The following is a 20461-nucleotide window of genomic DNA, read 5'->3' as shown; positions in this document are numbered from 1 at the left end:
AAAAACGGACTAGAAACATGCGTTCTAGTCCGCCTTCTAATGCTGCTCGAGGCCGAGCAACGTTAAATGTTATATGCCTCGCTTCGTATGGCCATCGCGAATTTGCTCGACAATTTCTTCATTCCCATTATCGGCATTGAGATAAATGCGATAACGCGAGCCGTTAATAGCGCCTCCGAATTCGTAAGTCAGTACTTTTTCCGACAAATCGTTTTCAATCAGCGCTAAGCGATGATACTGCTCTTTATATTCCGGATTCAAATATTTGCGGGCCTGCTCAAGAGTAAGCTTGGGCTTGGTCACCTTTTGATCCTTCCCGTCCTGATGCTCATATACGTAATCGCTGGCCTGCATCCCGACAACATGACCGTTATCCAAAGCTACTCTTATCGAAATTTTCTCCGGGTAGATGAGCACATCCCCATCTTTTCTTACGTAAGTAAAGCTGCCGATATTATCGTATTCGTCATAAGTAACCGGCGTCAAATCGTTATATCCTTTATTCTCCAAAAATTGATCCGCCCGCTCTCTCGCGGTCTCATGAGAAATGGCCTTAGGCCCAATATGGCGATCGCTCCAGTAATTGATAAGATGTCCCCCGTGGCGGGTGAAATCCAGTGTGACGGATTCGTCCTTATTGTCCCCTTGTACTTTGGCGGTATACGAGGCCCATTCCGTCCCCTTGCCGTTCTCGGTAACCTTAATGTTCTGTGCGGAATGAACCTGTGCGAATTGGGCAGCTTTACTCTTAATATCATTCACGGTTACAGGTTGTCCTCCAAGCTTCTTCACTGAACGTTTGTTATAGATGCTTGAAACGGACGGTCCCCAATCCAGCTCTGGATATTCTCCGACCTGCTTGTCTACCGTCTTAAAGCCGTCGATAATCGTATTATCCTGCGGATCATTTGGATTCGCAAGCGTCGTCTCTACGTCCATCCAGCGAAGACGGTTAGAAATAACCTTGTTCTGTACCTCCTGCAGCTGCTTGGAAATTTGGGCCGAGCTCTTGTAAAGCTCCTTCAGATTGCTCAGCTCACCGTCGCTTAACGGCTGTTTAGTCAAGTCGCGAACTCCAGCCTGATAAGAAAATTTGGAGATCCGTGACAGGAATTCCTCCGTTTTGTTAAAAGGGAGCAGGGTCAAGGGCAACTGATTAATTTCATTCTGCGCTTCACTCGTAATTCTCCATACGTTCACCAAACCCTTGCGCTGTGCCCCTGTAGAGGCACTATTCACTGCGAGTGTATTCCCGAGCTCTCCATGCAGCTTGTCGACATGAAATGACAAATTGTGAAATGCCCGCTGATACTGATTTTCCGCCTTAATTAGAATCGCATTTTTCTCTTGGTTTTCTTGATAGCCCCATACTAAAGAACCGATTAACAAAACCGTGGCGATCGGAAACAATATGGCACTCAAACGTTTATACATATCATATACACTCCTTCCATCAAAGAACTGAGGTTAGTTTGACTAGAAGGAAGGAAGATTATTCACTATTCATGGTTACTCCATAAATCATTTTCAATTTAGTTCAACCTAATTATTAAGGCAAGTCCTCTTCAATGTCGAAATAATGACGATTATCACAAAGACATTGCTTAAAGCCTGTTTCAATTTCCCCCCGTTCTTTTTTCCCGCGCAGAATAAATCGCTCTCCGCATGTTTTGCAAGTAATTTTTACTTTTACACGCATTAAAAAAAGACACCCCTTTCAGCTTCGCGATCAACGATCTCGATAAACTGTCATTAGGATGCCCTATTTTCAGTATTGTTAACCCTGTCCTTAAGCAGTCGACGGAAGGGAGATCTCTTGTTGGCCCTATACATTTTCCCGATGCCTCCATACCACAAAAACGCCATCAATGGAATAATATACCAAATCCAGTAGTGAGTGATATTATCCAATATCCAGTCATAGACGCCATGATAGAACAACGGCAGGAATAACGAATATGCAAGAAACCTGCGACTATCTTTGCCCGTAGAAAATTTGGCTCGCCCCATATAGTACCCCATCATGACCCCAAACATAGCATGCCCTGAAACAGGCAATAACGCTCGGAGCAGCAATGTTCCTACAGTTGCCTGCTGCGCAAAGGAATAAATTACATTCTCTACTGTCGCAAAGCCAAGTGAAATAGCCGTAGCATAAAGTATCCCGTCATAGGGTTCATCGAATTCCGTGTGGTTATAAATCATGTGGAACAGTACGAACCATTTCAATGACTCTTCAACGCCGGCTGAAATCAAAAAGGCATTAATCAAGGAGCCTTCTCCCAGCCAAAGCATCAAGCCGCTCTGAACAATCATAACCGGTAAAATGATAATAAAGCCAAGTAAGAAAACCTTTATGACCATATGCAGCGGTTCGGCTTCATACTTGTCCTTAAGATAAAAATAAGTCAGCAAGGCGATTCCGGGGGCTACCGCTGCGGTCGCAATCGAGAAAAAAATCAACGGCATTCCCCCCTCATCGACCATTCACAACATTGCAAAATTGGGCTGATTCGATACATAAAGCACCGCATCATCGTCTAGTCCTGACGCTTGAAGTTACTGCAAATAACCCCAATCGCATTCTCGGACATGACCTGGTTACCGTACTCCTCCAGCATGGCTGGCGTTACGGAGGTTGCCTCGCCAAATTCCGCGAGAACCGCAATGACTGCCGGATGTCTGCCTTCTTCCAAATCCTCCGGCTCCAGCTGAAGAACCCATTTCCCATTATATTTAAATAGTCTGCCAGCTTCTGTAAGCATAGGCCGCAGAACGTGAGCCGCTTCAATCAATACTTCAAAATCATCAAAGGAGTAAAGAATCGTATCACTCTGCTCCAGCGTTACTTCCATCTCATAGACTTCATCCGGTAAATCATCCTCATAGTGCGATCCGATCCCATGATGGTGATCATATTTACCGCGCGTCACTATGACGACCATCCCTTGAGCAGGAAGCGCGAACACCTCAACGGCCAAGGGGCCTGTAGCGTCAAATCCCACTTCATTATAAGCCTGATCCATCATTTCCGTGAACAGGTCATGAACCTTGGGAATCTCCTGCCACATGTCCTCTTTCTGAATGCCGCGTTCGCTAAGGTCGTCAAACGTGAGGAAAATCCGTATCTTATCTTGGCCTAGTCTTTCAATTTTCATACAGGATCCTCCTCCCCAAGCCTTGTAATAACAGATTATGAAACCTGCTGTAATATGTGCTGGAAATGGTTCTTTGTAAGTATGTTATCATTTATCTTACCTAAATGCACGTAATAAAATAGACAAAAAAAGAATCATTTTCTGCTCGACTACAAAGGAGCTGAAAATGATCCATAAATCGGCAAAATTTATAGTCCGGGAATGACCGAATTCGTCTCTTTTAATATTTGTTCGACCTCGCGGCGTACATCCGCATTTCCTTTAATAAAGTCCGTAATCTGCTTCAGATTGTATTCCTTCGAATGACTCGCATCGGACGAGGATGTGGAACTGGGAAACACCGTGGATCCGCTGGAGGCGGAGGAACTGGATTCACTTGCGGATTGTTGTCCGCTTCCTTTGCCCCCAGTGTTCATGGATAATCCAGCCAGCTTCATAATCCCTCCGCTGCCTTGACCTCCCAAGTTTATGCCGTTTCTCTTTGCAGACCAAATGACAGCTGCCGCTCCGACCAACGCACCACATAAGAATGAGACAGATTTCACCCAAAAAACCTCCTTGATTGTGTTAAAATCATTTGTAGTGTTCGCGTAATGTTTCAAACTCATTCGCATTAAATACAGGAAGAAACACGGAAAGCGAGATGAATTCATTTGTTCAACAAGAAGGTTCTGCTCATCGCAGCCTGCTGCCTTATTCTTAGCTCATGCGGTCTGGATCATTCATCTACCAGCAATAATGGTTCGGGAGCCCCTTTAAACCAGTCTTCGGAAGCGAATTCCGCAGCCGCACCGGATCAGGGCAATGCTCAAAAAACGGACGGCACGCCAAACAGTAATGACAACGCAATTGAAGATGCTGATCAGCAAGCCATCGTCCCTGAAGCTCCCGAAATTCCAGAATATAAGTATCACATCAACAAGGTGTACCGGGTAGTCCCAAATGAAGATGGTATCGAGAAGAAGGTCGTCCTGTTGACATTCGACGACGGACCTAAAGAAAAGGAAATGCTGGAAGGACTGCTGGATACTCTAGACAAGCATGAGGCAAAGGCGATATTTTTCGTCAATGGCTACCGCGTTAAGAGCAATCCAGATTTGTTGAAGCTCATCCATGACCGCGGTCAAATTATCGGCAATCACAGCTGGGATCATATCGATTTGAAGAAGGAATCCGCGGACAGCGCTCGTAAGCAAGTCGAGGATGTACAGCAAATTGTTGAGGAAACCATTGGCGAGAGCCCGCGTTTTTTTCGGCCTCCCTTCGGCTCCGGCAACGACACGCTCCACAGCATAGTTAAAGAAAACGATATGATTTACATGACCTGGTCGAACGGCTCGCTCGATTGGGACGCCAAGTTTAAAAATAAGCCGGAGGGCGTCATTCAAAATGTCATGGATCAGCTTCACCCGGGCAGCAATATCCTGATGCATGAGCTGCCCTGGACGGAAGAAGCGCTGGATGAACTCCTGACAGAAATTAAGGCGAAAGGCTATGGATTCGTTGATCCGCGAACGATATCAGCTCCGCCCGGGGACTCTAATGAATCGTAAATGTATCTAAAAGGCACGCCTAATTGAATAAGGATAAGGGGCTCCCATATAGCCTGCGATCGACCAAGGGAGCCCCTAATATTAGGCTTTTACGCTTTCCACACCAGCGGTTCAGACCCTTGGGCCGTATACTCAATCCGCGTTGGCGTAACATCCAGAATCACATAGTTCGGGTCGTCCGGCCCGTCAAACCATGGCTTCAGGTCATCATTCCATACTTGCTGCCGAAGCTGATCGTTCTTCGTAATATCACATGTACCCTCGATCTCAACGAGCTCCTTCGTCCCGCCCATCTCATATCCGAGCAGCAGGCTGATATTGGGATTCCTTTGCAGCTCCTCCACTTTATGTGTCTTTCGGTTAGTTGCCAGATGAATATTCAACCCGTCGTTAAAAATAGCCATATAGCGAACCCTAGGCTTGCCATTCTCAACGGTTCCGAGTGAACCGAACTTATTATCCTCCATCGCCTTAATAATTTTCTGCTCCAGTTGGGCTTGATCCATCGCAGCACCACTCCTCTATATATAATGAATTTCTAATCATAGAGTACCCATCTTGGGAATGTTGAACCGCTCCTTGCCTCCTACATATTTGCGGAGCGCTTTCGGAATATAAATGGAGCCGTCCTCCGCTTGATGATTCTCCAGAAGTGGAATAAGAATGCGCGGAGAGGCAACCGCCGTGTTGTTCAAGGTATGACAGTGCACAGGATGACCTTGCTCGCTAAGGCAGCGAATATTGGCACGACGCGATTGAAAGCTATGCAGATTAGACGAAGAATGCGTCTCTCCGTAGCTGCCACGACTCGGCATCCAGGTTTCTATATCGTACTGCTTATACGTCCTGGCCGACATGTCCCCTGTGCATACCGACATCACGCGATAGGCAAGCTCCAGAAGGGTAAGCAGCTCCTCGGCGTGACTCGTGATTTCCTGCAGCATTTGTTCGGACAATTCCGGATCGGGCTGACAGAGCACGACCATTTCCACCTTGGCAAACTGATGCACGCGGTACAAGCCTTTCACATCCCGTCCGGCAGATCCCACCTCGCTGCGAAAGCAGTTTGATACGGACACTAGCCTTAGCGGTTCGCTTAAATCCAGCACATCTCCTCCATAATAGGAAATGAGGGGAACCTCCGATGTACCGGCAAGCCACTTCTCTTCATCCTCAATATAAAAGGATTGATTCTGCCCGGCAGGGAAATATCCGCTATGAACAAAAGGCTGTTCCTTAAGCAGCAACGGAACCTCCATAGGGGTAAAGCCGCGCTCCGTTAACAGGTCGAAAGCAAGCTGTTGTACGGCTCGATGCAGCAGTACCCCTGTTCCCTTCAAATAATAGCTGCGGCTTCCGCCTGCCTTGACTCCCCTTGGGACATCAAGCATATCATGCAGCCTGCCCAATTCCACATGATCCCTTGGCATAAAGCTCCACTCCGGGGTTCTGCCAACGCGCCTGATTTCCACGTTATCTTCCTCCGAGCTTCCAATCGGAGTGTCCTCAGATACAACGTTAGGGGATAGCAGCACCAGTTTAGCAACCTCTTGAACTGCTTCCTCCCACCGTTTGCTCGATTCCTTCAGCGCCTTGTTGACACGCTTTGAGGTCGTCTTCAGCTCGGCGGCCTCGGCCTCTTTCCCTTCAGCAAGCAGCACGCTTGCTTTTACTGCTCCTTCATTTCGGAGCCGGCGAAGCTCCTCACACTCCAGCTGATACTTTTTTCTGCGATCATCCCATTCCAAAAGCTCACGAACCGAAAAATCAATCCCTTTATGGTTCGCTGCCTGTTGGATCTGCTCAGCATGCGCCCGAATCCATTTCATTTCCATCATACCAACACCGCTCCTTCCCCCGGATGGGGTTATTTTGGGGTAAGCTTGCAAAAAAACACAAAGAGCGCCCTCATCCTTTGGGACGAGGAGCGCTCTGCTCGCGGTGCCACCCAACTTATTAAACTGCATTGCAGTCCAATCGCTTTGGTTCCGCGATAACGGGCGGTGCCGGTTAACTTAAGAAGCAGCACAGCATATGCTAGCTCCCTTGGCGAAAACGCCTCCGAGTTGGATTCTCTTCATCGGCATGTTCCAGATTTGAAATTATTCTACATAGTATATGATAAAAAGTAGTCCCCTGACAAGGCTGCAAACTACATGCCGTTGTTTTGTCCCCATGGCGATTCGCTGATCCCCCACCAGAACAACGCTACCATCACCGTAATAAAGATAAAAAGCAAGGCATTGAAAAAATATCTCGTCAGCTTCACCCGCTGGGAAGGATAAACCTCCCTCCTGGACGGGAGCTCCTGGGCTGATAAATCCAACGATACCTCGGCTGCGTCTTGCCGACTGACCGGATCAACTGCATAGCTCCTATGATCTATTCGGACAGCTTCAGCAGCATTAGCACCATGCTTGGCGCTAATGCTCTTTTCTCGATTTCGTTTGCGCGAGGCCTTCTTTTCCTTTAATGGCTTTTTTGGACTTGCTGCGCTGCTTTTTAGAATTCTGGATTTAGCTCCGCTCGAATTTTGCTGCTCTGGCTGCTTCCGGGTATCGCTCCCGGATCGATGTTGTCTGTTTTTCGGACTGCGGCGCTGACCGTACCGCTCCATCCTGCTCAAGCGTTCACTCATTTTTCCCTCCGAAATTTAATGACGAGTCCCGCTATGAAATCAATGAGAAAATGGCATACAATCGGTGCCCATAACGTACCCGTCTGTATATAGATATATCCCAGCGCATAACTGCTTAGAAATACCCATCCTGTCGGAATCCAGTGTCTGAGATAACGAATATGGATCAGCGCGAAAATAATGCTCGTCCAATAGGGCCCGATCCCATGCTGAATCGCTCCACGGAACAATAATTCTTCACAAATGGACACAATGACACAAATAACGGCGATATGCCAAATCGGACGATTGCGGAACAGCATCTCATTAATCCCACCGTCATCAAGGCTCTCCTCTTTAACGAACCGGGATAAAATGAAATCGAAGCCGAACATCACTGCGGCGAGTCCGCAGCCCCACCAGAGAAATTGAATATCTTTCGGAAACTGGAGTACAGATAATGCGCTTCGCTTCTGAAATAAAAGTATGATAATTCCGATAAATAAGGTAAGTCCCTGAGTAATATATAAATTAATCAATAATAAGCGCTCATTAAGTTGACCGGGATCGACTCTTTTGATTTTTATTTTGCCAAACTTGTTTTTTCTCATAGTATTCGTCAAACCCTGTCCTTTATTATAGTTCTTAATACAAAAACAGTACCAGGCATTTTAAGTTTCTTAGTGCTCTCGGGACTCAAAAAACACTTGAAAGAGGAGCGTTTTTGACTATGCAAAAAAAATCTTATCGCTTCGAAATTTTATTCATGCTCGGTTTTCTGTTCACACTGATCGCCGCCTTTGGAACCTTTTTTCTGGGCTTTAAGCTCGGGATCAATCAAACCGAAGCCAAGTACGCTCACCTGTCAAATCATTCCGGGTTTGAGACTACGGTTTCCTACGAGCAGCAGGATCTTGTCGCGTATTACTACGTAGTATTCCAGCCTTACGAGCAATTCAAGGATCAGTATTTCGAGCTGGTCGATCAGCTGAACCGCAGCGATTCCCGATTAAAGTCAATCGGTATTATGAAGGAAATCCGGGAAGCCTCGCGCAAGCAGTATGATCAAATTCAATCACAGTCTATTACAGTGTCTTCACCCTTGTTAAAAGATGCACAAACCGATGTTTTGAAGAGCTTGAAGCTGTTTGATGAAAGCACAAGCCGGATTGAAATCGGAAGCAAAAACGGAACCGAGCTTGCTAAATTGCTAGCCAATGACGAATTTACGAAAAACGCTGAAAACTACGGGCTTAAAGCCCAGCAGAAATATTATACGTCGATGATGAAATGGGCCGCGAAGAGCAATCAGTCCATCCCTGCCGACTTTTCTTTCCAAGACGACACAACTGTCAAGGAATGGACAAACTTTCCGCTGGCGGTAAAGAACAAAATCGTTAGCGATATGATGGCTAGCAGCAATCTTTATGTATCTTACCTTCCGCAGGACATGACCGCAAAAATAGACCAGATGATCGACAGCGGCAAGGCGAGCTCCATGAAGCTGAATTCGATAACGTCCATCGTCAAAGTTCTTATGGATACGGAAGCGGTGCAAGGCAAAGAATTCTTAAAATGGAAATCTACCTATTATGCGACCGAGTTCATCCCTGAGCTCCCTTTCTTCTCCGAGCAATAGGCTGGTGCCAGTATTCCAGGGAAACGGGGAGATTTCGACAATAATAAAATCATAACCAAAATACCAAGCTTATTCAAGGTTCCTCCGTCCCCTTTGATTACAGGTATTGACACGTTCCTTCAGGTCATGATACATTATGAAAAATTGCATTTGTAAAACACGATGAAGGAAACGAGTTGTCGCGAAGCTTACAGAGAGCCGGTGGTGCTGCAAACCGGTAGCGGAATGGTAACTCGAGCGATCCTGAGTAATTGCGTTGAACGAGAATAGTAGGCGCAGTCGGAGGAACTCCGTTATCAACATGTCCTTGCGACAACTGAGGCTGCATCTGCGAAGAAGCAGCGAATTAGGGTGGTACCACGAACAACTCTCGTCCCTTACTACGGAAGTAGTGTGCGGATTGAGAGTTTTTTTTATGCTTATTCAGGCCATTCTTTGACGCTTCGAACTCCGCTGCTTCTCCTCTCTAACGCATTGGAACGGTATTGGGCTATAGTGTTTTTTCAAAACTTAAGCGAGTGCTTCCGAAGAAAGTTTTGTATCGTCGACTTTCCGAAGAAGCAATGCTATATACAAAACTTAAGCGAGTGCTTCCGAAGAGAGTTTTGTATCGTCGACTTTCCGAAGAAGCAATGCTATATACAAAACTTTTAGGAGGAAAAGAAATCATGTACAAAGTACTAGTATCAGATCCGATCAGCGACCTCGGTATTCAACAATTGATGGACGCAAACGATGTCGTAGTAGAGAAAAAAACGGGACTTTCGGAGGAGGAGCTCATCCAAATCATTCCGAACTACGACGCTCTGCTTGTACGCAGCCAAACTAAAGTTACAGAGAAAATCATGGAAGCCGCAACCAATCTGAAAGTTATTGGCCGCGCAGGCGTCGGGGTCGATAACATCAACCTGGATGCAGCGACCAAACGCGGTATTATCGTCATCAACGCACCGGACGGAAATACGATCACGACTTGCGAGCATGCTTTTGCGATGATGATGGCTCTGGCTCGTCACATTCCGCAGGCTTACGCCAAGACGATTCAAGGGATTTGGGATCGCAAATTCCTCGGCGTGGAGCTCCGCAACAAAAAGCTAGGCGTTCTCGGTATGGGCCGGATCGGAAGCGAAGTCGCTAAACGCGCAAAAGCGTTCGGAATGGACATCCTCGGGTATGACCCATTCATGACGGAAGAACGCGCCGAAAAGCTGGGCGTAAAGCTCGCTTCGGTCGATGAAATCGTACGGAACGCCGACTTCATTACGATCCACACTCCGCTGACTCCGGAGACGAAGCATATGATTTCCCGCCCTCAATTCGAGGTCATGAAGAAAGGAATGCGGATTATCAACTGTGCTCGCGGCGGCGTAGTCGATGAGCAAGCACTGATCGAAGCGATTGATAAAGAAATCGTAGCCGGAGCAGCCTTTGACGTATTCGAGCAGGAGCCGCCGGCAGCGGATCATCCTTTCCTCCATAATCCGAAAATCATCGTTACCCCGCATTTGGGCGCTTCAACTGTAGAGGCCCAAGAGAACGTAGCGATCGATGTATCGGAGCAAGTACTGCACATTCTGCGCAACGAGCCGTTCAAGAACGCGGTTAACATGCCGCCGGTCGCGGCAAGCGTTATGAACAAGCTGCAGCCGTTTTTCGAGCTTGGCGAGAAAATCGGTGCATTTGCTGCCCAGTTGAACAACCAGGCTGTGCATGAAATCCATGTCGAGTACGCCGGCGATTTGGCAGAGGTAGACACCCAGCCACTAACACGCTACATCATCAAGGGTGTATTGTCCCGCCACTTCGGCAACGACGTGAACATCGTCAACTCGGTGCACCTGGCCAAGGTACGCGACATTAATGTGGTTGTATCGCAATCCTCGGCAAGTAAAGGCTTTACGAACCGCATCAGCGTTACGCTGAAAACACAAGACGGCAAGGATCGCCGCATCGCAGGTACTTTGCTGAAAGAATATGGCGCGCGGATCGTACGGATCGACAAGTTCCCGGTTGATATCGCTCCGGAAGGCAACTTGATCTTTATCTCTCATAATGATAAGCCCGGCATTGTCGGAAGCGTAGGCACTTTGCTCGGCAAAAATGATGTAAATATCGCTTCGATGCAAGTTGGACGTAAAATTATTGGCGGCGAGGCGATCATGGTGCTGACCGTGGATAAGACGGTTTCCAAAGAAGTGCTTGATGAGTTAATGAGCCTGCAAGAGCTGAACACCGCTCTGCAAATCGAATTCAATTAAAATACAACCAGCATAAAATCAAGGGGCTTCAGACGAAAGGAATACCGCGTCTGAAGCCCCTCTTTTGATGTTCCACGATGAACAAGATTTATCTTCGAGATCAGAAAATTTTCAACAAAAACATCCTTAACCCGTAAGGATGTTTTACGTTTATTGTAGCTTTTCGACAGGAAGGACAATATGGAAATTCGCCCCTTTGCCTACTCCGCTATGAACCTGGATCGTACCCCGATGGGCATCGATAATATTTTTTACAATGGCTAAACCAAGTCCCGTCCCGGCGGCAGTACCGCGTACCCGGGCTTTATCCGCTTTGTAAAACCGTTCAAAAACGAAGGGCAAATCCTCGGTCGGAATTCCGGAGCCTTCATCCCGGATAGAAATGTGCAATTCCGGGCCTTGCTTGCCTGCCTGGGCATCAGCAACAATATAGACGCTTCGCCCTTCCGGGGTGTGCCGAAAAGCGTTGTCCAGCAAATTGGTCAGCACCTGCTCCAATCGATCCTCATTCGCTTCCTCAGCAACCATTGGCGCCGTGCCCATCTCCAATTCCAAATGAACATTATGCTCCTTGGCACGCACGGCAAACTTTCGATATACCCGCTCAATGAGCTCCTTGACGTCAACCCGATGCATCGCAATATCGGTATGCCCCGCTTCCATCCGGGCCAGATCCAGCAAATCGCGCACCAATCGTCCCATGCGCAGGGATTCATCGTGGATGACCTGTACCAGCTCCTGGCTTTCCTCAGGCGACGCCGCCATACCATCCAGCAGGGCTTCGCTATATCCTTGCATCATCGAAAGCGGAGTTCGAATTTCATGCGATACATTAGCTACGAAATCCCGCCTCATCTTCTCTAAACGGACTTCTTCGGTGACATCCCGCAGGACGGCTACCGCGCCCCTGACCTCGCCATCCGAGGAGAGCGGTGCCATATGCACCGACCATACGCTCTGCTTGACGTGGATATTGGCACTCTGATCCCCTTCCTGATCCAGCACCTTCCGAAACATCGGGAGGAGCGGCTTAGGAATTGTAATCGTCCGTTCACCGGGTACATTGAACTGGAGAGCGTCATTCTCTTCGTCCGGCAAATCGCCCCATAACTGCAAAAGCTGATCGCCCGGAGGGTTCGTCAAAATGACAGCTCCCCCCCAGTCTAACGTAATCACGGCATCGTTCATGCTTCTTAAAACGCTGGACAGGTGTTCTTTCTCGTGGTTTAAGCTGCGGATGGTATTCTCCAGTTCCTCAGCCATATGATTGAACGTATTCGCCAGTGCACCGATTTCATCACTCGTTTGCAGCGAAAGCCGAGTGTCGTATTTTCCCTTGCGAATTGAATCCGCAGCGCTGATCAGCTGCTGCATCGGCTGCGTAATCTTCGTGAAGAGAAACAAGGCAAAGAACGTCGTTAGCGAGAAGCCGATAATGGCGACGATGACAAATAGCTTCTTGACCGCTACGGGATCGGTGAAATTCGTATCGATATATGGCAGCAGAAACAATCCCATGCTCATTAACACAAAGGCCACGAGACCGATAATCGTAATCCACAGTTTACCTACAAGCGTTCTCCAGAAGCTCACTTATTTCGCGACCTCCAGCTTATAGCCGACACCCCATACGGTAGTGATCATGGCAGCCGATTCCGGCGATACCTTGTTCAGCTTCTCGCGTAGCCTCTTCACATGGGTATCCACGGTTCGCAAATCACCAAAAAACTCATAATTCCATACGTCCTTCAGCAATTCCTCGCGAGAAAATACTTTGTCGGGAGAAATCGCCAAGTAATGGAGCAGTTCATACTCCTTCGGCGTGAGGCTGACCTCTTGTCCGCTTGCGGTAACCCGATGGGCGTCATGCTCGATCACAAGGTGAGGGAATACGATATTGTTGCTGGTTCCGCTCTCCTTCGTCAAATAGGCCGTTGCCGAAGCACGCCGCATGATCGCTTTAACGCGATATATTACCTCACGGGGGCTAAATGGCTTGACGACGTAGTCGTCAGCCCCGACTTCAAACCCCTGTACCCGGTTAATCTCTTCTCCTTTGGCCGTGAGCATCAGCACCGGCGTCGATTTGATCTGCCGCAAGCGGCTGCATACCTCCACTCCGTCAATTCCCGGCAGCATCACATCAAGAAGGATTAAATCATAATCATTGGAGGTTGCTTTCTTGAGAGCGGTCTCACCATCTTCCGCTTCATCGATTTCATAACCCTCTTTTTCCAAATACATTTTGAGCAGACGGCGAATACGTTCTTCATCATCTACTACGAGAATGCGGTTTTCTTGATCTGACATGAACAACAACCCCTTCATCATCTTCCCACTCGCTTGAGCGCTAGTAATGGTTTCATTATATCATTAGTCCGTGCCCGCGTAAGAATGCAAACCGGCGATGATCAGATTTACGCCTACGAGCGTGAACATGACAACCAAAAATCCTAGTACCGCAAGCCATGAGGCTTTGCGGCCATGGAACCCCCTGGATAAGCGCAGATGGAGATATACGCTATAGAATAACCAGGTGATCAATGCCCATACTTCTTTGGGATCCCATCCCCAGAATCGGCCCCATGCCTGCTGGGCCCATATCATTGCAAATACAAGAGCGCCTAGCGTAAATACCGGAAACCCGATAGCGATCGCCCGATAACTGATTTCATCCAAATCATCAGCGTCGATGCCTTTCAAAGCCGGAGCCAGTGCCTCGCTTAATGGCTTGCGAACGATAAGTCTCAATAAGCCGTACAGAATCGTTCCCGTAATGAGCGCCCATACAATCGTATTGGATTTGCGGCCCGCGTTTACACCTTTGAACCAGGACGGAACCTCAACCAACGGTTTGCTCATGCCAAGGAAGAAGTCTGCACTTTCCAATTGGCTGTCATGCGGTGCAACGATCGGCGGTAAATTATATACCTCTTTCACGACTCTGACCTGCTCGGCTTCATTGCCCTGAGCAGCTTTTGGCGTAAATACGGCTTCGTATCCGGAGGCACGGAAAGCAAAAACCGAAGCAATAAATCCCACTACTATAATAATAGAATAAAACGTAATTTCAAGCCAGAGTTTCTGGCGGCGCGCCGATTTATCCGTACCCTTGAAATCAATCGAACGCAGTAGATACATCAGCCCGGCAGCAAATCCGACGGCAAAAAAGGCATCCCCTGCTGCGGCAAGGGTAACATGGATATATAGCCATATTGAATTCAAGGACGGAATCAACGGCTGCACATCCTGCGGAAATACTGCCGCATAAGCCATAACGACGATGGCTAACGGAGTGGCGAACAATCCAAGCAGTGCTTTGCGATAAATCAAATATAAGATCGTAAACGCAAGTACGATCATTAATGACAGGAAGGTCATGAATTCATACATATTACTTACCGGAATATGACCTGACCATGCCCATCTTGTTATGACGTGTACCAAATGAGTGATGAGTCCAAGGGTAGATGTAAAGAACGAAATTTTGCCCCATTTGCGTTCATGATTTTGCGGATCGCGATTTTTCCACGTTTTCCCCGTGATTGTCACCACATAGAAACAAAATGCCACACAATAGAGTAAAAATGCAATGACAAATGCCTGTTTACTAATTTCTAATAAGTTCATGACCGGTTTCCTCCGTTATCCAAAGACTTCTCATCCACTTCAATCCCCATATTTTTCAGGAATGAGGATACTTCGCGCCTCATCCCAAACCAGTTCTTGGTCGTATGTCCGCCCAAAGTCAGGACACCCTCATCGACACGCAGCCAAATTCTGCGGTGCTGCCAATAAAAGCCCATAATCAATCCGATCATAACGATTCCGAGCCCGGTCCATACAAATGGCATGGCGCGATCAATACGGATATTCAAATAGCTTCTGGAGTGAATGATGTCTACGTCTTCCATGGCAAGCAAATCAAATCTCAGCTTGTCGTTGATGCCCCCAAGCGCTTCATTCAATTTGTCCTGACCGAAAAACTCCTGCTGCTCCAGGAATGGAAAATAGATGAATTGCCCCCCGTCCTCCGGCAGGCCAGGGCCGGTAATCGTAAACAAGAAGGCTGGCGCATTCGGCTCGCCGGACTTCGTAATCGGTTTTTTATTTTCATCCAGGCCAAAATCCAAATACTTGTCCTTTAGTTTCAAATGATAAGGCCCCACGTCATACTCCGTTTCGGGATTCATCATGCTCAGCTTAAATTTGCCGTATTTCTCGCCAGTCACCTGGTCTACAAGTGTCGGCTGCACTGAACGGATCCTTGTCAATTGTTCGAAGTCAAATTGGTAAGCCTGAAAGCCTTTGTAGTTGAGAGGATCGTTTACACGAATATTATGCCGGTCGACTTCTTCAAGCACCGGTTCCTTCAGCGGGTCGTTGCAGTTGTCGACGCATTTATACAGAACCGCTTTCGTTTCGAAAAGCTTGGGAACCATTTTCCCCCTCTGTCTGAACTCCTCGGACATTTCGTCTTCGGTGTAGTATTCAACGGTGAACTTCTCATTTTTCAAAAAATAGTTCGTGTCCGGGATTGGCGTAGCCTCGCCTTCAACAAACCAATAGTGTTCGTCCATATGCAGACCAGGCAGTCCACGGAATAGTACGGCGAGTAAAAATACGATCAAGCCGATATGGATTACGTACGGTCCCCAGCGGCTGAAACGCTGCTTTTCCGCAAGCAGTGCTTCGCCATCGGTATGAACGCGGTAGCCTTTTTTCTTCAGCGGCGCGATCGCCTGCTGCACCCAGGCCTCTCCATTCTCGGAAATTGAGCCTTGATATACGACTCTTTGCCGGGTTAAAAATTGCATATGCTTGCGTATCTTCTGTTTGGACAGCGCTCTGTATAGCGGTAACACCCTGTCTAGGCTGCAAATAACGAGGGAAGCGCCGATCATAACGAGCAGCAGAATGAACCACCAGGAATTGTACGTGTCGGATAATCCGAGCCTGTAGTAAATATCGCCGATGGTTCCATACTTCTCTTTGTAGTAGACAGCAGGATTGAAATTTTTGACGAACATCGTCTCCTGGGTAAACACGGTTCCGAGCATAGCCCCGACTAATGTAATGCTAATGAGGTACACCGCTACCTTAACCGAGGAGAAGAAATTCCAAATTTTATCGATAAAATTAGGATTAGCCCGCTGCGAGCGGCGAGCCACCCCGTCATAGCGCATTTCCAGCAGCTCGCTGGAATTCTCGCTTTTCTCTTCATGCTGTGGCTTGCCGCACGCTTCGCAAAGCACCGTTCCGACAGGATTCTGATGCCCGCATTCACATTTCGTATTCTTGATCAATGTCTAGACCTCCTGTTCTCATCGGGATTTCACCAACTGGTCAATTTGTTGGTTAAGCGTCTTCAAATTCAGCTCGCCCTGATGAACGGAGGTAATTTTTCCTCTCTTATTCACAAAAAAAGTAGTCGGCATCGGCACAACTCCGTACTTGCCAACGACTTCATTTTGCTTATCGAACAAAATCGGGAAATCGACCCCGGTCTGCTTCACAAAATTAGACACGGTCAAGTCATCTTCCCCGGTATTGATCCCAAGGATGACTACGTCCTGATCCTTCCACTTCTCCCATTGCGCCTGTAAGGCCGGCATTTCACTTACGCAGTACGTACACCAGGTCGCCCAGAAATTAATCACGAGCGCCTTGCCCTGATATTTCTCCAGATTATGTACCTGCCCGTCTAAGCCGCGCAAATTAAAATCAGGAGGGCTGTCGCCTGCTTCAGGTCTAAACTTTTCGCCTCCAAATACAGCGGTGCCTATCGCATAGCCGCCCAAAATGACAATGAGCGCCAATATGATAATTTGTACCGGACGTCTTGCCCTACCCATTATCAACACCCCTTCTATGACAAATCTCATAATTATATGGACAAAAGGTGAATATCCTATGAACATTATAACGAAAAGTGTCATAGATGCCGCTAGGGTAAATTTGAACTTTATGTGACCTTCTATCGTTTTCTTGGTTTTCCGGCGTTTCGGGCTTGTTTAAATAAGCCTTCAACCTCTTCTTTGCTCAAATGGCGGTATAGCCCTCGTTTCAAATTTTCGAGATACAGATCTCCAAAGGAGATTCTCTTCAGCTTCGTGACCGGATGCTGGATCGCTTCAAACATCCGCCGTACCTGACGGTTTCGACCCTCGTGAATCGTAATGCTGATGACCGCTTGCTTGCCCTCGGGATCGACATCATAATACTCAACCTCGGCAGGCGATGTCATGCCGTCCTCCAGCATGATTCCTTGCTTGAGCTTGTCCAGCTCCGTCCCGTGCGGAACTCCTTTTACGGTAGCCAAATAAGTTTTCGGAACATGGTGCTTCGGATGCGTCAGCAGATGGGCAAAATCGCCGTCGTTCGTTAACAGCAGCAATCCCTCTGTATCATAATCCAGGCGACCTACAGGATACAGCCGCTCGGAAATGCCTTTCAAGTAATCGGTGACAATTTTTCTTCCCTGCGGATCGGAAGCGCTCGTTATGACACCCTTAGGTTTGTTGAACATGATGTAAATCTTCTTCTCCGCGCCGATCGTTTTCCCGTTCACGGTAATGACGTCAACTGCTGGGTCGGCTTTTGTGCCCAATGTAGTCACCGTTTCTCCGTTCACTTGTACCTGACCGTTCAAAATCAATTCCTCGCATTTGCGACGTGATGCCACTCCGGCACCGGCTAATATTTTTTGTAATCTTTCCATTGTCCAATAGTCACCTCATAAACATGATACCTATATGAAAGAAAAATCACAATAGGACGGGTTCACGGATAAAAATAAAGAGCCGCTCGAGCTGCTTTTCAACAGTCGAAACGGCTTAATCATCCAAATATCAACAAGCATACCATGATCGCTGCCACGAAGCCGACGACGTCCGAGAAGAGTCCTACCTTCAGCGCATAACGCCCGTTGCGAATGCCGACGGCCCCGAAGTAGACCGTAAGCACATATAGCGTCGTATCAGTGCTTCCTTGAACCGTAGAAGCGATCCGGCCGATCATTGAATCCGGTCCGTACGTCTTGATCAAATCGGTAGTAAAGGCCAGGGAGCCGGTTCCCGTCAGCGGGCGAAGAATTCCCAAAGGTAAAATCTCGGCTGGAACGTGCAGCTTCTCCAAAAACGGACCCATCCACCCTACGAAAAATTCCAACGCCCCGGATGCCCGAAACACGCTAATCGCCACCATCATGCCCACCAAATGAGGGATGATTCCAATAGCTGTGGAAAAGCCGTCCTTGGCCCCATCTACAAACGATTCATACACCGGAACCTTCTTCATAAATGCGTACAACGGGATAAACGCAATCATCGCCGGAACTGCCCATGCCGAAATAATATTTATCCAGCCTAACAAGAACCATCACCTCTTCAAAGTTAATGGGGCAGCAGGCGCAGGCGGATTCGGTGTTCGGCGAAAGGTTCTATTCCGATACCAACGATCAGCAGCGATGGCTGCCGCTGTAGCTATGGCCGTAGCCAACAATGTGGAGCCGACAATCTCCGCTGCGTTGGCCGAACCGAAGTTAAGCCGGATGGCGATCAATGTCGTCGGAATTAATGTGATACTGGCGGTATTCAAGGCTAACAGCGTGCACATCGCCGCCGAAGCGGTTTCTTTATCGGGATTTAGTTCCTGCAGTTCCTGCATGGCTTTGATCCCCATCGGGGTCGCTGCATTGCCCAAGCCAAGCAGATTAGCGCTCATATTCGAAAGAATATACCCCATCGCTGGATGGTTTTTCGGTACATCAGGGAATAAATAGGTAACGATGGGGCCAAGCAGCTTGGATATCGCTTTAACAAGCCCGGCGTCCTCTGCCATGCGCATCATTCCCATCCAGAACACAAGGACACTGATCAATCCGAAGCAGACGGTTACACCGGTGGCAGCCCCCTCGAATGCGGCCTGCGTGACGAGATTGATATCTCCCTTTATCGCTGCAAAAGCAAAACCAATCACAATGAGTCCCAACCAAATTTTGTTGACCATGCCGATCATCCCCCTCTCCTACAGGGTAAATAAGCTAATCCGCGAACAGCAGTGATCTCATGACTGCTGCGAACGTATTTCCCCAGCCGTTGTTTCTCCAAGCTGATAGACTCGGTGTGGATCTCCAATTTCCCTTCGCCGGCTCTGGCTTGGGTATGAAGCTTCCTTGCTCATATACGGGAACCTGCCCAATTTCTTGGCCGTCTAACGTGATTTTGATCTGACCCCGGTACCCAAAGTCATTTGCCCTCGCTTTTTGAACATATAGCTTCCGCTCGATCCGTTCAAGTTCCCCGGTCGCCAAAGCATAGCTGAAGCCGGAGCCGGTAACCAGCTCGTTCTGAACAGACTGTCCGGTTTCAATAATCTCCTTCAATGGATAATGAGCAAAACCGTAATCAAGCAGCTTCTGATGATCATTCCAGTCGTCTCCATCATTCAGGGTAACAACAGCTAGCTGTTGACCGGCACGAGTTGCCGAGCTGACAAGGCAGCGACGGGCAATTTTGGTATAGCCTGTTTTTACGCCGTCTGCCCCTTCATAGAAATGAAGCATTTTATTTTTGTTATCCCATTTGTAATCCCAGGGATTGTTAGGATTGGGAGCTTTTTTGCTTGGCGTTTTAACAATTTCCTTAAAGACCGAGTTCTGAAGGCTGTAGGCGGTAATAACCGCCAGATCATTGGCTGAGGAGTAATGTCCTTTGGCATCAAGTCCATGGGGATTTTGAAATTGGGTATGCTTGAGACCCAGCATTTTCACCTTTTCATTCATCAAATGGACAAAGCCTTCCTCCGACCCGCCGACATGCTCGGCAATGGCCGTCGCCGCATCGTTTCCTGAGCGAAGCATGAGACCATACAGCATGTTTTCCAGGGTCATCTCTTCCCCAAGCTCCAAATAAATGGAGGAGCCTTCCTTGCGGTAAGCATTTTTGGAGACACTCACCACTTCATTCAGTTTGCCATGCTCGATGGCAACAATCGCTGTCATGATTTTGGTCAAGCTGGCCACCGGCATCTCCGCATCTCCATGATGGCTGTACAAAATACGTCCTGACGTAACGTCAATGAGGGATGCTGCCTGCGCATTCGTTCCGGGCGGCCGAGGCACATCAAGGTCTGCTGCACCGGCGTTGGTGGCCGTCAGCAGCGAAATAATCATCATTGCTGTAAGGCTAAAGTGAAATATTGAGCGTTTTGTCATCATGAAACTCCTCCGGTAT

The 20461-nt window shown here is 48.0% G+C and carries 20 protein-coding genes and 1 other annotated feature; of the genes, 3 read left to right on the top strand and 17 right to left on the bottom strand.

The window, feature by feature from the left end:
* Positions 1–69: 69 nt before the first annotated feature.
* The 4 genes from ypeB to ACE3MQ_RS09415 all read right to left on the bottom strand — a co-directional run bounded on the left by ypeB (position 70) and on the right by ACE3MQ_RS09415 (position 3703).
* Entirely contained in the window at positions 70–1434 is a 1365-nt protein-coding gene (gene ypeB / locus ACE3MQ_RS09430) for a germination protein YpeB (protein ID WP_379392355.1), read from the bottom strand.
* Between the two features lie 318 nt (positions 1435–1752).
* The gene (prsW, locus tag ACE3MQ_RS09425) at positions 1753–2463 is read right to left on the bottom strand and encodes a glutamic-type intramembrane protease PrsW (RefSeq protein WP_379392354.1); all 711 of its coding nucleotides are present in this window, start codon (positions 2461–2463) and stop codon (positions 1753–1755) included.
* Between the two features lie 77 nt (positions 2464–2540).
* Complete coding sequence (locus ACE3MQ_RS09420) at positions 2541–3158, bottom strand: genetic competence negative regulator (protein ID WP_379392353.1); 618 nt, start codon at positions 3156–3158, stop codon at positions 2541–2543.
* A gap of 188 nt (positions 3159–3346) precedes the next feature.
* The gene (locus tag ACE3MQ_RS09415; RefSeq protein WP_379392352.1) at positions 3347–3703 is read right to left on the bottom strand and encodes a hypothetical protein; all 357 of its coding nucleotides are present in this window, start codon (positions 3701–3703) and stop codon (positions 3347–3349) included.
* 108 nt (positions 3704–3811) lie between these two features.
* On the opposite strand from ACE3MQ_RS09415, the gene ACE3MQ_RS09410 reads away from it, so the two are divergent.
* On the top strand, positions 3812–4711 hold the full coding sequence (locus tag ACE3MQ_RS09410; RefSeq protein ID WP_379392351.1) for a polysaccharide deacetylase family protein: 900 nt from the start codon (positions 3812–3814) through the stop codon (positions 4709–4711).
* Positions 4712–4800: 89 nt separating this feature from the next.
* On the opposite strand, the gene ACE3MQ_RS09405 is transcribed toward ACE3MQ_RS09410, so the two are convergent.
* The 4 genes from ACE3MQ_RS09405 to ACE3MQ_RS09390 all read right to left on the bottom strand — a co-directional run bounded on the left by ACE3MQ_RS09405 (position 4801) and on the right by ACE3MQ_RS09390 (position 7939).
* On the bottom strand, positions 4801–5217 hold the full coding sequence (locus ACE3MQ_RS09405; RefSeq protein WP_379392350.1) for a pyridoxamine 5'-phosphate oxidase family protein: 417 nt from the start codon (positions 5215–5217) through the stop codon (positions 4801–4803).
* A 36-nt stretch (positions 5218–5253) separates the two neighbouring features.
* Positions 5254–6549 carry a serine--tRNA ligase gene (gene serS, locus ACE3MQ_RS09400; RefSeq protein ID WP_379392349.1) on the bottom strand — a complete coding sequence of 432 codons (1296 nt, stop codon included), beginning with the start codon at positions 6547–6549 and terminating at the stop codon, positions 5254–5256.
* Between the two features lie 314 nt (positions 6550–6863).
* Positions 6864–7349, bottom strand: coding sequence for a hypothetical protein (locus ACE3MQ_RS09395; protein ID WP_379392348.1), 486 nt, complete (start codon positions 7347–7349; stop codon positions 6864–6866).
* Positions 7346–7939 (bottom strand): CPBP family intramembrane glutamic endopeptidase, encoded by a 594-nt coding sequence (locus ACE3MQ_RS09390; RefSeq protein WP_379392347.1) that lies wholly within the window; start codon positions 7937–7939, stop codon positions 7346–7348. Before ACE3MQ_RS09390 ends, ACE3MQ_RS09395 begins: the two co-directional genes overlap by 4 nt.
* Before the next feature lie 119 nt (positions 7940–8058).
* On the opposite strand from ACE3MQ_RS09390, the gene ACE3MQ_RS09385 reads away from it, so the two are divergent.
* Positions 8059–8967, top strand: coding sequence for a hypothetical protein (locus tag ACE3MQ_RS09385; RefSeq protein ID WP_379392346.1), 909 nt, complete (start codon positions 8059–8061; stop codon positions 8965–8967).
* A gap of 153 nt (positions 8968–9120) precedes the next feature.
* Positions 9121–9348: a binding site (T-box leader), on the top strand.
* 287 nt (positions 9349–9635) lie between these two features.
* Positions 9636–11225 carry a phosphoglycerate dehydrogenase gene (gene serA / locus ACE3MQ_RS09380; RefSeq protein ID WP_379392345.1) on the top strand — a complete coding sequence of 530 codons (1590 nt, stop codon included), beginning with the start codon at positions 9636–9638 and terminating at the stop codon, positions 11223–11225.
* Positions 11226–11375: 150 nt separating this feature from the next.
* On the opposite strand, the gene ACE3MQ_RS09375 is transcribed toward serA, so the two are convergent.
* From ACE3MQ_RS09375 to ACE3MQ_RS09335, 9 genes are all read right to left on the bottom strand, one after another.
* The gene (locus ACE3MQ_RS09375) at positions 11376–12818 is read right to left on the bottom strand and encodes an ATP-binding protein (protein ID WP_379392344.1); all 1443 of its coding nucleotides are present in this window, start codon (positions 12816–12818) and stop codon (positions 11376–11378) included.
* Positions 12819–13535: a response regulator transcription factor gene (locus tag ACE3MQ_RS09370; RefSeq protein WP_379392343.1), complete on the bottom strand. Its 717-nt coding sequence runs from the start codon at positions 13533–13535 to the stop codon at positions 12819–12821.
* 63 nt (positions 13536–13598) lie between these two features.
* Complete coding sequence (gene ccsA, locus ACE3MQ_RS09365) at positions 13599–14855, bottom strand: cytochrome c biogenesis protein CcsA (RefSeq protein WP_379392342.1); 1257 nt, start codon at positions 14853–14855, stop codon at positions 13599–13601.
* Positions 14852–16531, bottom strand: coding sequence for a cytochrome c biogenesis protein ResB (gene resB, locus ACE3MQ_RS09360; RefSeq protein WP_379392341.1), 1680 nt, complete (start codon positions 16529–16531; stop codon positions 14852–14854). Before resB ends, ccsA begins: the two co-directional genes overlap by 4 nt.
* Before the next feature lie 18 nt (positions 16532–16549).
* Positions 16550–17080 carry a redoxin domain-containing protein gene (locus tag ACE3MQ_RS09355; RefSeq protein ID WP_379392340.1) on the bottom strand — a complete coding sequence of 177 codons (531 nt, stop codon included), beginning with the start codon at positions 17078–17080 and terminating at the stop codon, positions 16550–16552.
* Between the two features lie 122 nt (positions 17081–17202).
* A complete protein-coding gene (locus tag ACE3MQ_RS09350; protein WP_379392339.1) occupies positions 17203–17946 on the bottom strand; it encodes a pseudouridine synthase in 744 nt (247 codons plus the stop codon).
* A gap of 119 nt (positions 17947–18065) precedes the next feature.
* Complete coding sequence (locus ACE3MQ_RS09345) at positions 18066–18599, bottom strand: spore maturation protein (RefSeq protein WP_379392338.1); 534 nt, start codon at positions 18597–18599, stop codon at positions 18066–18068.
* Between the two features lie 6 nt (positions 18600–18605).
* Positions 18606–19235 carry a nucleoside recognition domain-containing protein gene (locus ACE3MQ_RS09340; protein WP_379392337.1) on the bottom strand — a complete coding sequence of 210 codons (630 nt, stop codon included), beginning with the start codon at positions 19233–19235 and terminating at the stop codon, positions 18606–18608.
* A 34-nt stretch (positions 19236–19269) separates the two neighbouring features.
* On the bottom strand, positions 19270–20445 hold the full coding sequence (locus ACE3MQ_RS09335; RefSeq protein ID WP_379392336.1) for a D-alanyl-D-alanine carboxypeptidase family protein: 1176 nt from the start codon (positions 20443–20445) through the stop codon (positions 19270–19272).
* Between the last annotated feature and the right edge of the window lie 16 nt (positions 20446–20461).

The organism is Paenibacillus lentus (assembly GCF_042714055.1).
Lineage (GTDB): Bacteria > Bacillota > Bacilli > Paenibacillales > Paenibacillaceae > Fontibacillus > Fontibacillus lentus_A.
This window is presented reverse-complemented; position numbering and strand designations above follow the sequence as displayed.

Bases quoted from the DNA above. Each gene is read 5' to 3' on its own strand.
- ypeB (WP_379392355.1), bottom strand. From the start codon at position 1,434: ATGTATAAACGTTTGAGTGCCATATTGTTTCCGATCGCCACGGTTTTG.
- ACE3MQ_RS09420 (WP_379392353.1), bottom strand. From the start codon at position 3,158: ATGAAAATTGAAAGACTAGGCCAAGATAAGATACGGATTTTCCTCACG.
- ACE3MQ_RS09405 (WP_379392350.1), bottom strand. From the start codon at position 5,217: ATGGATCAAGCCCAACTGGAGCAGAAAATTATTAAGGCGATGGAGGAT.
- serS (WP_379392349.1), bottom strand. From the start codon at position 6,549: ATGATGGAAATGAAATGGATTCGGGCGCATGCTGAGCAGATCCAACAG.
- ACE3MQ_RS09395 (WP_379392348.1), bottom strand. From the start codon at position 7,349: ATGAGTGAACGCTTGAGCAGGATGGAGCGGTACGGTCAGCGCCGCAGT.
- ACE3MQ_RS09390 (WP_379392347.1), bottom strand. From the start codon at position 7,939: ATGAGAAAAAACAAGTTTGGCAAAATAAAAATCAAAAGAGTCGATCCC.
- ACE3MQ_RS09385 (WP_379392346.1), top strand. From the start codon at position 8,059: ATGCAAAAAAAATCTTATCGCTTCGAAATTTTATTCATGCTCGGTTTT.
- serA (WP_379392345.1), top strand. From the start codon at position 9,636: ATGTACAAAGTACTAGTATCAGATCCGATCAGCGACCTCGGTATTCAA.
- ACE3MQ_RS09370 (WP_379392343.1), bottom strand. From the start codon at position 13,535: ATGTCAGATCAAGAAAACCGCATTCTCGTAGTAGATGATGAAGAACGT.
- ccsA (WP_379392342.1), bottom strand. From the start codon at position 14,855: ATGAACTTATTAGAAATTAGTAAACAGGCATTTGTCATTGCATTTTTA.
- ACE3MQ_RS09355 (WP_379392340.1), bottom strand. From the start codon at position 17,080: ATGGGTAGGGCAAGACGTCCGGTACAAATTATCATATTGGCGCTCATT.
- ACE3MQ_RS09350 (WP_379392339.1), bottom strand. From the start codon at position 17,946: ATGGAAAGATTACAAAAAATATTAGCCGGTGCCGGAGTGGCATCACGT.
- ACE3MQ_RS09340 (WP_379392337.1), bottom strand. From the start codon at position 19,235: ATGGTCAACAAAATTTGGTTGGGACTCATTGTGATTGGTTTTGCTTTT.
- ACE3MQ_RS09335 (WP_379392336.1), bottom strand. From the start codon at position 20,445: ATGATGACAAAACGCTCAATATTTCACTTTAGCCTTACAGCAATGATG.